We start from the raw sequence: 10,848 nt of genomic DNA, 5'->3' as shown, positions 1-10,848 counted from the left end.
GCCGATGTCAGCCAGTTTTCGCGGCTGGCAGGATCTTCATCACCTTGAACAGCTCGCCCATCGCATCGGGGCCGGCAAGGCGCTTGACCGCCTCGGAAATCGCCTGACGCGCGACATCATCGGCCAGGGCGCCCAGCGCGCCGGCGCGCTCGAGCAAGCCCATGCCGAGCAGGAATTCGCTCTGCGTGGTCAGTTCCGCCTGGAGGCCGTGCTCCCGGACGGCTGCAGCCAACGCGGCGAAATCGACGTGAGCGGTAAGATCGGCCCCGCCGGGATTGGCCAGCACGTCTTCGTGATCGTGCCTGCGCACAGCCTGCAATGTGTCGCCGAAGCCCGGCTCAAGATGGCCGTAGTCGATGAACAGCCCGGCGCCGCCATGGCCGGCGATACGCTCGGCAATCGCTGCCATCAGCGCGGCGCGGGCCGGCGCCACCTCGACGATGGCGCCTTGCAGAGCATCGGCCGCGCCGGCCGGCAGCAGCGCCGGGTCGACGGAACCCGCGCCGGCGAAGAAATGAAGATTGTCTTGTTCGTCGAGCCCGACCATGCGCTCGCGCCAGCCGGCGCCGACATAGACGAACTGGCGGATCGGCACGGCGTCGAAGAGTTCATTGCCGACGATGAAGAGCGGCTGCTGCGGCAGCGTGTCGATGGTTTGGTGCCAGCTCAGGGCGGGGCTCTGGCCGGCGAGCGTCTCTTTCTGGATTTCGGCCAGGCGCGGACTGGTCTCGATCATGGCGAAGGAAGCCTTGGCGGCAAGCGCCGGATCGAGGCGGGACCAGGTGCGCAGCATGTCCTTCATCAGCGTGCCGCGACCGGGGCCGATTTCGGCGAAGGTGGCTGGCAGCGGACGCCCGCCGCCTTGCCAGGCCTGGTAGAGCCAGACGGCGACAAGCTCGCCGAACATCTGGCTGATCTCCGGCGCGGTGACGAAGTCGCCGGCGGCGCCGAAGGGCTCGCGCGTCGTATAATAGCCGTCCTCAGGGTCGAACAGGCAGAGCGCCATGTATTCGCTGACCGGGATCGGCCCCACCGCGCCGATCAGGCCGATGATGCGCTCCTTCAGCCTGGTCATGCCGGCTGCGTCTGCGTCGTCGGCTTTGCGGTGGCCATGGCCCAGATGCCGGCGAGCACCATCGGCGAGGACAGGACCATGCCCATGGTCAGCCAGTTGGTGCCGAGCAGATAACCGAGCTGCTGGTCAGGCTCGCGGAAGAACTCGACGAAGATGCGAGACAGGCCGTAGCCGCAGATGAAGGCGCCGCCGACGAAGCGCGGTGTCTTCAGCTTCAGCCGCGAGTGGGTGAGAAAGCGCAGCACCAGGAAGAGCACAAGACCTTCCAGCAGCGCCTCGTAGAGCTGGCTGGGATGCCGGGTGAATGGGCCGCCATTGGGGAATTCGATCGCCCAGGGCACGTCCGACGGACGGCCCCAGAGCTCCGAATTGATGAAATTGGCCACACGCACCAGCCCAAGGCCGACCGGCACGCCGGCCGAGACGACGTCAAACAGCGTCCAGGTATGAATGCCGCGCTTGAGCGAAAAGAGGGTCATGGCGAGGATCACGCCGAGCAGTCCGCCATGGAACGACATGCCGCCCTGCCAGACCGCCAAGGTGTCGAGCGGATGCGCGATATAGCGTGGAAGGTCGTAGAAGAGGACATAGCCGGTGCGCCCGCCGAGCACCACGCCGATCGCCGCCCAGACGATGAAATCGTCAAGATCCTCGGGCTTCATCGGCAGCTTGCCGTCCGGCCAAAGGCTGGCATTGCTGACCAGGCGCTTGGCGTACCACCAGGCGAACAGAATGCCGACGATGTAGCCGACGCCATACCAATGCACCGCCAGCGGCCCGATATGGACGATAACCGGGTCGATATTGGGGAAGGGCAGGGAGGCCAGCGGCAGCAGGAAATATTCGCTCAAACTGGGTCGCTCCGGTTGCGGTCGTCTATCGGGCGCGGACCATGCGGCAGGGTTTTGGCGGGGTCAAGGCACGCTTCGCTTGCAATCCGTGCCGCGCGCCACTACGTCAAAATAATCAAGCGAGGATTTGCCATGTCGACCGGAACGAACCGCATTCTCGATGAATTCGCCAAGCTGATGACCGATGCCGCGGGGGCAGCCCAAGGCGTCAGGCGCGAGATGGAGACGGCTTTCCGCAGCCAGGCCGAGCGCCTGCTCAACTCCATGGATGTGGTGAAACGCGAGGAGTTCGAGGCTGCGCGCGAGATGGCCGTCAAGGCAAGAGAAGACAACATCCAGCTTGCGGTGCGCGTCGAAGCGCTCGAGGCCAAGCTCGCCGAATTGACCGGGCAAGCCGCACCTGCGGCTGCGGCGAAGCCCAGATCAAAAAAATAATCATAAACTTTTCCACAAAGCACGATCCGAAAAATCGCTTTGCCGTGAATCGCTTACCGGCATTGCATGAATCTTTTTGACAGCGCCTTTCCACATGCGAATGACGCAGTGCGAAAAATTGGGCTGTTCACGCGACTCCCGATCAATAGACTGAATTTGTTGCATGATTCGAAGCAGGGTCATGCGCCGGGCGGTGGGGTCCGGTTGGGGTCTTTGCGTTTGGAAAGTCCTGGCCGTCCGAGTTCTAGACAAGATTGTTCGTTGTGCGTGCCCTCTCTCGCGGAGCGTGTGGCGGCGCTCTCAGAACGACAGGAAGCATTCATGGAACTCCTCGAACTCGAATTCTCCCGCGAAATCCACCCGGTGGACGTCATCGAGCAGGTGGCCCACAACAATGACTGGTCCTTCGAACGCGCCGGCGACGACGAGATCTCGATTTCGGTGACAGGCAGCTGGACCGACTATCATGTCTCCTTCTCCTGGATGGAAGATTTCGAGGCGCTGCACCTGGCCTGCGCGTTCGACATCAAGGTGCCGGAAACGCGCGCGCTCGAAGTGATGCGGCTCCTGTCGCTGATCAACGAACAGATGCTGTTTGGCCATTTCGACCTGTGGGAGCAGGAGGGCGCGATCATGTTCCGGCAATCGCTGCTGCTTGCCGGCGGGGTCGAGCCGTCGAGCCAGCAGGTCGAGGTGCTTCTGTCATCGGCGTTAGAGGCCTGCGAATGCTATTTCCAGGCCTTCCAATTCGTCGTCTGGTCGGGTACGTCGGCCAAGGACGCGCTGTCGAGCGTGCTCTTTGAAACCCATGGAAGCGCCTGAGCGAAGCCAATACCGCCGATGAGTTCCAGCAGCGAGCGCAAGCCCGAGATCAGCTTTGCCGATTTCGATCGTGTCGACATCCGTGCCGGCACGATCGTCGAGGCTGAGCCCTTTCCGGAGGCGCGCAAGCCGGCATTCAAGCTGAAGATCGATTTCGGCCCGGCGATCGGCGTGAAGAAGTCGTCGGCGCAGATCACCAAATATTATGCGCCGGAGACGCTGATCGGCCGACAGATCTTCGCTGTGGTCAATTTCCCGCCGCGTCAGATCGGCCCGTTCATGTCGGAAGTGCTGACGCTTGGTTTTCCGGACGAGGAGGGCGCCGTCGTGCTCGGCGCCATCGAGCGCAAAGTGCCGGACGGCGGGCGTCTATTCTAGAACTAGCCTGGGCCGGCCTGACGTCACCGCGTCCCGATCGGCGCGCTTGCGCGGTATCCCCAGCGCTTCGACCACGTCCAGGAACATCTCGGCGCATGCCTTCCAACTGTAGCGCAGGGCGCGCTGGCGCGCCTCCGCGCGGTCAATGTGAAGCGCCTTGAGCGCCGCCTCGCGCAAATCCTCGGACACGGCCCCGCCGACGCCGTCGCCGACGATGTCGATCGGTCCGGTCACCGGATAGGCGGCCACCGGCGTGCCGCTGGCCAGAGCCTCGATGATGACGTTGCCGAAGGTGTCGGTGCGGCTCGGAAAGACGAAGACGTCGGCCGAAGCGTAGATTTCCGCCAGTTCGTCGTTCGGGCGATGGCCGAGGAAATGCGTGTTCGGATAGCGGGCGCTGAGCTTTGCCAGTTCCGGCCCTTCGCCGACCACCACCTTGCTGCCGGGGAGATCGAGATCGAGGAAGGCGGTCAGGTTCTTTTCGATCGCGACACGGCCGACGCAGAGGAAGATGGGGCGGGGAAAGCTGGTGTCCTTGCGTTTGTCCGGCCGGAAATGATCGGTGTCGACGCCGCGAGTCCAGGGCCTCAGCTTATCGAAGCCGCGTGAGGCAAGGTCGTCCGCCAACGATTGCGTGGCGACCAGTGTGCCCTGTCCGGAATTGTGGAAGTCGCGCAGCCAGTTATAGGCCCACCTCTCCGGCACCGGCAGGCGGGCGCTGAGATATTCGGGAAAACGCGTGTGGTAGCTGGTGGTAAAGGGACGGCCGGCCTTGCGGCAGTAGCGGCGCGCCATGATGCCGAGCGGCCCTTCGGTGACAATGTGGATGTGGTCGGCCTTTCCCGCTTCGATCAGCCGCGCGACATGACTGGGGGTTGTCAACGCGAGCCGAATGTCCGGGTAGGTCGGCAGCGGCAAGGTGCGGAAGATGTTCGGCGTCAGAAAATCGACCTGGACTTCGAAGGATTTCAGCGTTTCGGTAAGCCGCTCCAGCGTGTGAACCACGCCGTTGACCTGCGGTCGCCATGCATCGGTGACCATCAGGATTCGCATGGCGACCCTTCGCACAGATTCTTGGGCGCGCCGGCACGATGGCGGAACGGCAGCCAGGCTGCAGCTCGCGCTTCGCTCCAGCGCACCCGGGCGGGTGCGGGATCGAAGCGGGGCGGCATGGCCGAATCGATAAAGGTCGCGCGCTTCATGCGCGCTCTTGACCATGATTTCATGACGGGGGGATGAAGACCGTCTTTGTCCGACTAAGCCGGCACCTTGATCACGGCTCGCAAACCGCCCAGCGGGCTGTCTTCAAGCATGATGTCGCCGCCATGGGTTCGGGCGATGTCGCGGGCGATCGACAGACCAAGGCCGGTGCCGCTGGCATCGAGATTACGCGCTTCGTCGAGCCGCAGGAATGGCTTGAACACTTCTTCGCGCTTGTCCGGCGCGATGCCGGGACCATCATCGTCGATGGTGACGGTCAGCGAGCCGCGGCCGTGATTGGCATGGACCTCGACCGTCTTGGCATATCGGAAGGCATTGCCGATCACGTTGGACATCAACCTGGCAAAGGCGTTCGGCCGCACATGCACGGTCGGATCGCCGGTCAGTGTCGTCGACAGCTTGCATTTGCGCAGTTGCGCTTCCTCGCTAAGCTTCTGGAAATAGGCACCGAGATCGAAGCGGCCGGTGTCTTCTGCCGCCTCGCCGCGGGCAAAGGAGAGATAGCCCTCCAGCATCGACTGCATGTCGTCGATATCCTGGTTCAGCGCGGCCTTGGTCTCGGCCTTGCCGCCGGCCAGGGCCAGCTGCAACTTGAAGCGGGTCAGAATGGTCCTGAGATCATGGCTGACGCCGGTCAGCATGGCGGTACGCTGCTCGATCTGGCGCTCGATGCGCTCGCGCATCTGGATGAAGGCGAAGCCGGCGCGGCGCACTTCCTCCGCGCCGCGCGGACGGAAATCGCGCGGCATCGGCCGGCCCTTGCCGAAGCTCTCGGCGGCTTCGGCCAATGTCAGGATCGGCCTTATTTGATTGCGCAGGAAGGGGATGGCGATCATCAAGAGCACCAGCGAGGTGCCGACCATCCAGATCAGGAAGATATGGGTGTTTGAGGCATAAGCCTGGCTGCGACGCACGAAGACGCGCAGCACCTTGCCTTCGAGCTGGACGCGGACCTCGACGACATTGGAGTTGCCGACCGTGTCGATCCAAAAGGGACGGTTGATCTGCCGGGTAATCTCCGAAGACAGGGCCGTGTCGAGGATTGAGAAGAACGGCTTCGGCCCGGGGGCCGGCAGGGGATCGGGCGGCAGCAGATCCACTTTCAGCTGCATGCGGTCTTGGGCGATGCGGATGATGTTGGCGTAATCGGCGTCGTGGGGATAGGTCTCCATCATGTCGATGATGGCAGCGATGTCTGCGATCGTCGCCTGCGACAGGCGTTGGGTAACTGTCTGCCAGTGGCGCTCCATGAAGACGAAGGCAACGACCGACTGCAAAAGGATCATCGGCGCGATGACGATGATCAGGGAGCGGGCATAAAGCCGCTTCGGCATGTAGAGCGCGACCAGGCGCCAGAACCGGTTCCAGGCGCGCGGCATCGCCCTCAGCGTGCGCAAAGCGAGATCGCCGAGGCTCCCGGTCTTGGGCTTTTCCAGTTGCGTGGTCGCCATTCGCCCTTCCGCTCGTAGACGGCCATTCAGCCAAGGCCGTCTGCGAGCATGTTATTCCACGCTGAGCCGATACCCAATACCGCGCACGGTCTGCAGCCACACCGGATTTGACGGATCGCGCTCGATCTTGCGGCGCAGCCGGTTGATCTGGACATCGATGGTCCGCTCGCCGACATCCGATTCGTCGCCGACGAGCTCGTGCCGCGGTATGGTTTCGCCCGCCCGGGCGGCGAAGATCGCCAGGATTTCCTGCTCGCGGTCGGTCAGCTTCAGCGCCTCGCCGCCACGCTTCAGTTCGCGCTTGGCGATCTGGAACGTGTAGGGGCCGAAGACGAGCTGCTCGACTTTCGGCGTCGCCGCCGGGCCGCCGCGGCGCAGGATGTTGTTGATGCGCAGGATGAGCTCGCGCGGATCGAAGGGCTTCGGCAGATAGTCGTCAGCGCCGGCCTCGAGCCCGGTGATACGGCTGTCGGTTTCCGACAGCGCCGTAAGCATCAGGATCGGCACGTTCTTCTCGGCCCGCAGCGCCTTGGTGAGGTCGACGCCGGTTTCGCCGGGCATCATGACGTCAAGCACGAGCAGGTCGAAGTCCAGCCCCGCGAGCTTGCGCCGGGCCTCGCCGGAGTTGCCGGCGACGGTGACCCGAAAACCGTTCTCGGACAAATATTGCTTGAGCAGATTGCGAATGCGGGTGTCGTCGTCGACCACCAGCAGATGCGGCGCATCATCGCCGGGCGCTGCCGGATGATCAACCTTCTCAGTGGTCTCCATTTTTCTTCCCCGATGTTTGCGCAGGCACAATGTCGATCTGCGCTCTAAGTTCCGGATTGACCATCGCCTCGAGGAATCTCTCGATCGAGGCGCGCTCGGCGGTCCCGGAATCCTCCAATGCAGCACGGATGCGGCGCGACTGTGGCCGTGCCAGCGCCAGTGCCAGCGCGCGGCCTTTGGCAGTCGGATAGAGCTCGCGCTGCCGGCGGTCGCGCAACCCTTGCACCTGGACAATATGGTCCGTGTCGATCAGCTGCTTCAACACCCGCGCCAGGCTCTGCTTGGTGATCTTCAGCACATCGAGCAGCTCGGCGACCGTCAGTCCGGGCCTGCGGTTGACGAAATGCAGGACGCGGTGATGGGCACGGCCGAAGCCGTAATCGGCAAGGATCTGGTCGGGATCGGAGGTGAAGTCGCGATAGGCGAAGAAAAACAGCTCGATGATGGCAAAGTCGATGCCGTCCTCGTCGGTGATCGCCGTCCTGATCGGTTTTCCGGCTGCGGGGCTTCGATCCGTCATCATTTCTCCATGCCAGCGGGGAATTACGTCAGTACTGTTGACGTAATTTCCCGCAAATGATAATTTTTGACAAGCTTTTCGGCGGATTGCGAACGAAAAGGCAAGCGGAAGCCGTTTTTCCGGAACTTCCTAAGTTTGCCAGGGATTGAATATCCGCCTACGCTTCCAGACACAGGCCGGCGGTTTCGGACCCAGTGGCGGGGCCGATACGAAAGGCCGTATGACACAACGATTGGCGGGCGCCCGCCCGCGGGAGGTTTCCATGGCATCCGTTCCCTTCGATCAACTGGACGGCTTCATCTGGATGAACGGGGAGTTCGTCAAATGGGGCGAGGCCAAGATCCACGTGCTGACCCATGGCCTGCACTATGCCAGCGCCGTCTTCGAGGGCGAGCGCGCCTATGGCGGCCAGATATTCAAGCTCACCGAGCACAATGAGCGCCTGCATGAATCGGCGCGCCTGCTCGGCTTCAAGATTCCCTACTCGGTCGGCGAGATCGACGAGGCTTGCCGCACGCTTCTGAAGAAGCAAGGTTTCAAGGACGCCTATGTGCGTCCGATTGCCTGGCGCGGCAGCGAGCAGATGGGTGTTTCGGCGCAGAACAACCGCATCAACTGCGCCATCGCCATCTGGCAGTGGCCGAGCTATTTCGACCCGGCGCAGAAGCTGAAGGGCATCCGCCTCGACGTCGCCGAATGGCGCCGGCCCGACCCGCGCACCGCGCCATCCAAGTCCAAGGCTGCCGGCCTCTACATGATCTGCACGCTTTCCAAGCACGCCGCCGAGGCCAAGGGCTACGCCGACGCCATGATGCTCGACTGGCGCGGCCAGGTGGCGGAAGCCACCGGCGCCAACATCTTCTTCGTCAAGGACGGCAAAATCCACACTCCGACGCCCGACTGCTTCCTCGACGGCATCACCCGCCGCACCGTCATCGGCCTGGCCAAGGACCGCGGCTTCGAGGTGATCGAGCGCGCCATCATGCCCGAAGAGCTCGATGGCTTTGAGCAGTGCTTCCTTACCGGCACGGCCGCGGAAGTCACGCCGGTCTCGGAAATCGGCCCGTACCGATTCGAGGTCGGCGAGATCGCCAAGACGTTGATGAACGACTATTCTGCCGCGGTGCAGCCAAAGCACGCCATCGCCGCAGAATAGCGATAGTCACAGCCTTTTTGTGCAACGGGGCGGTTTCGGGCCGCCCCTTTTATTTAGGCGCCTGCGCAGCAATTCGGCGTCTCATGGGTGCGGGCGATCCGGCGACGGCAGCGGAGCAGCCGGTGGGACTGGCAGGGCGATGGGCATACAAAGCATCATCGTCGGCGCCGGCGCCATCCTCACCGACATCATGCGCGCGGTCATGACCGTGATGAAGAATAGGCTTGGCAGAATTTCAGGCTTCCCATGGACGGCTGTGGCCGCCCATTTCTTTTAGAGGGATCACCGGTGGACGCAGTCGGCTGTGCCCTCTACATCAGGGCAACACCTCGAAAGGAAAGCCATGGGTCAGCTCAATGCCGGCATCGTGCCGGTCACGCCCTTCCAGCAGAATTGCACCATTCTCTTCGACATGGACGACAAACAAGGTGTCGTCGTCGATCCCGGCGGCGACGTCGACAAGATAGTGGCAGTGCTTAAGGACAACGCGATCAGGGCGAAGGCGATCTGGATCACTCACGGCCATATCGATCATGCCGGCGGCGCGATGGATCTGAAGGATGCACTCGGCATCGACATCATCGGCCCGCACGAGGCCGATCGGCCGCTGCTTGCCAATCTCGAGACCCAGGCCAAGCGCTTCGGCCTTACCGATCCGGTGCGCAATTGCATTCCGGACCGTTTTCTCAGCGAAGGCGACACGGTCTCGTTCGGAGAGCATGTGTTCGAGGTGCTGCATTGTCCGGGGCACGCGCCGGGCCATGTCGTCTACTACAACCGCGCGGCCAAATTCGCCCATGTCGGCGACGTGCTGTTTCGCGGCTCTATCGGCCGCACCGATCTGCCAGGCGGCGATCACGCCGCGCTGATCACCTCGATCAAAGACAAGCTGCTGCCGCTCGGAGACGATATCGGCTTCATCTGCGGTCATGGTCCGGGCGGCCGCTTCGGCGAGGAGCGCCGGACGAATCCCTTCCTGGCCTGATCCTCTGCGCAAAGAAAAAAGCGCCGCTCGAGGGCGGCGCTTTTGCCTGGACTGGAAACCTAAGTCTTAGTTGGCAACACAGAAATGCTGTTCGCCATCGTTGCCGGTGAATGTGCCGGTACGCGAGTTGAAGGTGCGGTAGCGGTCGGAGCAATACTCGTACCATTCGCGGGTCCACGGCTCGGCATAGCGGTCGGCATAGACGACGCGCGGCTGTACATAGTAGCGGCGAACGGGCCGGTCGACATAATAGCCGTCATCATAGGCTGGGTCGTAGTATCTCGGCCCCGGGTTGCTGAGCGCACTACCGATCAGGGCGCCCGCCGCCAGGCCGACAACGCCCGCGGCAAGGGCGTCGCCGCCATTGTGATGATGACGACGCCAGCGCCAATCATCAGCATTTGCCGCCGAGAAGGTGGCCAAAGTGGTCGCGGCGACGCCGGCGGTCACAATGGCGGTCTTGAGAATTCGGTTCATTTTCGGTCTCCTTCGCGCCGGCCCGCGTATTTCAGGGGATGCGGGTCGGCTTTAGCAGGGGTTAATAGAAGACCGTGGCTGAACGGAGGCTGAACGGCACTGCGCGAACGATTTCGCGGCTCGACAAAATTCCGAGCTCTGCGGGAGCGCCCCGCCTGCTCAGTCTCCGTCGGATCTGTCTGAGCCGGCTTAGCCGATAGACAGGTTGACGGCCTTCGGACCCTTGCCTCGCTTGTCGGGCTCGGTGTCGAATGTCACTTTCTGCCCATCCTCAAGACCGGGAAGGCCCGACGCCTGCACGGCCGAAATATGGACGAAGACGTCCTTCGCGCCATCGTCGGGCGTGATGAAGCCGAAGCCCTTGGCATGGTTGAAGAATTTGACGGTGCCGGTCTGCGGCATGGGAAGCTCCTTTGATCCCATCAAGTCAGTCTCGGGCCGGCAAATTGCCCGAGAGGAAATTTGTCCTTTATTTTAGCGCTATCGGCAAGAGAAAGTTTTCGCCTGCCAATACAACTATTTGCCGGACAAAGAAGGGCGCGACGGAACCGTCGCGCCCTCGAAAACTCAAGCTTCCTGCGAAGCCGATTCATGATCCTGCCGCGCCGTTCATCAGCGGAAGGACAGGCAGCGTCGCCCGCTCAGGCGGCGCGGAGGTTGACCGCCTTCGGACCCTTGCCCATGCGGTCAGGCTCGACGTCGAAGG

The 10,848-nt window shown here is 62.8% G+C and carries 16 protein-coding genes; 7 read left to right on the top strand and 9 right to left on the bottom strand.

Annotated features, from left to right (window positions below; translation table 11 throughout):
- Positions 1 to 7: 7 nt before the first annotated feature.
- Together EOA60_RS05970 and lgt are read right to left on the bottom strand one after the other, a co-directional pair.
- Positions 8 to 1,075 (bottom strand): class I SAM-dependent methyltransferase, encoded by a 1,068-nt coding sequence (locus EOA60_RS05970; RefSeq protein ID WP_095823260.1) that lies wholly within the window; start codon positions 1,073 to 1,075, stop codon positions 8 to 10.
- A complete protein-coding gene (gene lgt / locus EOA60_RS05965) occupies positions 1,072 to 1,926 on the bottom strand; it encodes a prolipoprotein diacylglyceryl transferase (protein ID WP_082953956.1) in 855 nt (284 codons plus the stop codon). The genes EOA60_RS05970 and lgt overlap by 4 nt, the downstream gene beginning before the upstream one ends.
- A 132-nt stretch (positions 1,927 to 2,058) precedes the next feature.
- Between lgt and EOA60_RS05960 the strand changes: the two genes are divergently transcribed.
- The 3 genes from EOA60_RS05960 to EOA60_RS05950 all read left to right on the top strand — a co-directional run bounded on the left by EOA60_RS05960 (position 2,059) and on the right by EOA60_RS05950 (position 3,561).
- The gene (locus tag EOA60_RS05960; RefSeq protein WP_066994397.1) at positions 2,059 to 2,361 is read left to right on the top strand and encodes an accessory factor UbiK family protein; all 303 of its coding nucleotides are present in this window, start codon (positions 2,059 to 2,061) and stop codon (positions 2,359 to 2,361) included.
- Between the two features lie 321 nt (positions 2,362 to 2,682).
- On the top strand, positions 2,683 to 3,183 hold the full coding sequence (locus EOA60_RS05955) for a YbjN domain-containing protein (RefSeq protein ID WP_066994911.1): 501 nt from the start codon (positions 2,683 to 2,685) through the stop codon (positions 3,181 to 3,183).
- 18 nt (positions 3,184 to 3,201) lie between these two features.
- A complete protein-coding gene (locus tag EOA60_RS05950) occupies positions 3,202 to 3,561 on the top strand; it encodes a tRNA-binding protein (RefSeq protein WP_095823259.1) in 360 nt (119 codons plus the stop codon).
- On the opposite strand, the gene EOA60_RS05945 is transcribed toward EOA60_RS05950, so the two are convergent.
- The 5 genes from EOA60_RS05945 to EOA60_RS05930 are packed head-to-tail and all read right to left on the bottom strand — an operon-like array spanning position 3,553 to position 7,524.
- Complete coding sequence (locus EOA60_RS05945; protein WP_095823258.1) at positions 3,553 to 4,614, bottom strand: glycosyltransferase family 1 protein; 1,062 nt, start codon at positions 4,612 to 4,614, stop codon at positions 3,553 to 3,555. The two genes, EOA60_RS05950 and EOA60_RS05945, sit on opposite strands and share 9 nt — an antisense overlap.
- A complete protein-coding gene (locus EOA60_RS38170) occupies positions 4,602 to 4,763 on the bottom strand; it encodes a hypothetical protein (RefSeq protein ID WP_164746746.1) in 162 nt (53 codons plus the stop codon). The genes EOA60_RS05945 and EOA60_RS38170 overlap by 13 nt, the downstream gene beginning before the upstream one ends.
- A gap of 54 nt (positions 4,764 to 4,817) precedes the next feature.
- Positions 4,818 to 6,233 (bottom strand): ATP-binding protein, encoded by a 1,416-nt coding sequence (locus EOA60_RS05940; RefSeq protein WP_095823257.1) that lies wholly within the window; start codon positions 6,231 to 6,233, stop codon positions 4,818 to 4,820.
- 51 nt (positions 6,234 to 6,284) lie between these two features.
- A complete protein-coding gene (locus EOA60_RS05935) occupies positions 6,285 to 7,004 on the bottom strand; it encodes a response regulator transcription factor (RefSeq protein WP_059188911.1) in 720 nt (239 codons plus the stop codon).
- Positions 6,991 to 7,524 (bottom strand): MarR family transcriptional regulator, encoded by a 534-nt coding sequence (locus tag EOA60_RS05930; protein ID WP_067327140.1) that lies wholly within the window; start codon positions 7,522 to 7,524, stop codon positions 6,991 to 6,993. Before EOA60_RS05930 ends, EOA60_RS05935 begins: the two co-directional genes overlap by 14 nt.
- Before the next feature lie 262 nt (positions 7,525 to 7,786).
- Between EOA60_RS05930 and EOA60_RS05925 the strand changes: the two genes are divergently transcribed.
- From EOA60_RS05925 to EOA60_RS05920, 3 genes are all read left to right on the top strand, one after another.
- Positions 7,787 to 8,680, top strand: coding sequence for a branched-chain amino acid aminotransferase (locus tag EOA60_RS05925; RefSeq protein WP_095781295.1), 894 nt, complete (start codon positions 7,787 to 7,789; stop codon positions 8,678 to 8,680).
- A 139-nt stretch (positions 8,681 to 8,819) separates the two neighbouring features.
- A complete protein-coding gene (locus EOA60_RS37395; RefSeq protein WP_156751098.1) occupies positions 8,820 to 8,957 on the top strand; it encodes a hypothetical protein in 138 nt (45 codons plus the stop codon).
- 66 nt (positions 8,958 to 9,023) lie between these two features.
- Positions 9,024 to 9,665, top strand: coding sequence for an MBL fold metallo-hydrolase (locus tag EOA60_RS05920; RefSeq protein ID WP_095823256.1), 642 nt, complete (start codon positions 9,024 to 9,026; stop codon positions 9,663 to 9,665).
- Between the two features lie 66 nt (positions 9,666 to 9,731).
- Here the strand turns inward: EOA60_RS05920 and EOA60_RS05915 are convergent, their stop codons facing one another.
- Positions 9,732 to 10,142, bottom strand: coding sequence for a BA14K family protein (locus EOA60_RS05915; protein ID WP_066994411.1), 411 nt, complete (start codon positions 10,140 to 10,142; stop codon positions 9,732 to 9,734).
- A gap of 189 nt (positions 10,143 to 10,331) precedes the next feature.
- Positions 10,332 to 10,544 carry a cold-shock protein gene (locus EOA60_RS05910; protein ID WP_006202521.1) on the bottom strand — a complete coding sequence of 71 codons (213 nt, stop codon included), beginning with the start codon at positions 10,542 to 10,544 and terminating at the stop codon, positions 10,332 to 10,334.
- Between the two features lie 44 nt (positions 10,545 to 10,588).
- On the opposite strand from EOA60_RS05910, the gene EOA60_RS38165 reads away from it, so the two are divergent.
- On the top strand, positions 10,589 to 10,848 hold a 260-nt coding region (locus tag EOA60_RS38165), incomplete at its 3' end, for a hypothetical protein (RefSeq protein WP_206628099.1).

The sequence above is a fragment of the Mesorhizobium sp. M1A.F.Ca.IN.020.06.1.1 genome, from assembly GCF_004023265.1.
In the GTDB taxonomy this organism is placed as follows: Bacteria; Pseudomonadota; Alphaproteobacteria; order Rhizobiales; family Rhizobiaceae; genus Mesorhizobium.
The sequence above is the reverse complement of the archived record's forward strand: the minus strand, read 5'-3'. Positions and strand labels throughout refer to the sequence as shown.

Coding starts and splice junctions, on each gene's coding strand:
- EOA60_RS05920 (WP_095823256.1), top strand. CDS start 9,024: ATGGGTCAGCTCAATGCCGGCATCGTGCCGGTCACGCCCTTCCAGCAG.
- EOA60_RS05935 (WP_059188911.1), bottom strand. CDS start 7,004: ATGGAGACCACTGAGAAGGTTGATCATCCGGCAGCGCCCGGCGATGAT.
- EOA60_RS05945 (WP_095823258.1), bottom strand. CDS start 4,614: ATGCGAATCCTGATGGTCACCGATGCATGGCGACCGCAGGTCAACGGC.
- EOA60_RS05960 (WP_066994397.1), top strand. CDS start 2,059: ATGTCGACCGGAACGAACCGCATTCTCGATGAATTCGCCAAGCTGATG.
- EOA60_RS05940 (WP_095823257.1), bottom strand. CDS start 6,233: ATGGCGACCACGCAACTGGAAAAGCCCAAGACCGGGAGCCTCGGCGAT.
- EOA60_RS05950 (WP_095823259.1), top strand. CDS start 3,202: ATGAGTTCCAGCAGCGAGCGCAAGCCCGAGATCAGCTTTGCCGATTTC.
- EOA60_RS37395 (WP_156751098.1), top strand. CDS start 8,820: ATGGGCATACAAAGCATCATCGTCGGCGCCGGCGCCATCCTCACCGAC.
- EOA60_RS05930 (WP_067327140.1), bottom strand. CDS start 7,524: ATGACGGATCGAAGCCCCGCAGCCGGAAAACCGATCAGGACGGCGATC.
- EOA60_RS05955 (WP_066994911.1), top strand. CDS start 2,683: ATGGAACTCCTCGAACTCGAATTCTCCCGCGAAATCCACCCGGTGGAC.
- EOA60_RS05915 (WP_066994411.1), bottom strand. CDS start 10,142: ATGAACCGAATTCTCAAGACCGCCATTGTGACCGCCGGCGTCGCCGCG.
- EOA60_RS38170 (WP_164746746.1), bottom strand. CDS start 4,763: ATGAAGCGCGCGACCTTTATCGATTCGGCCATGCCGCCCCGCTTCGAT.
- EOA60_RS05925 (WP_095781295.1), top strand. CDS start 7,787: ATGGCATCCGTTCCCTTCGATCAACTGGACGGCTTCATCTGGATGAAC.
- EOA60_RS05910 (WP_006202521.1), bottom strand. CDS start 10,544: ATGCCGCAGACCGGCACCGTCAAATTCTTCAACCATGCCAAGGGCTTC.
- EOA60_RS05970 (WP_095823260.1), bottom strand. CDS start 1,075: ATGACCAGGCTGAAGGAGCGCATCATCGGCCTGATCGGCGCGGTGGGG.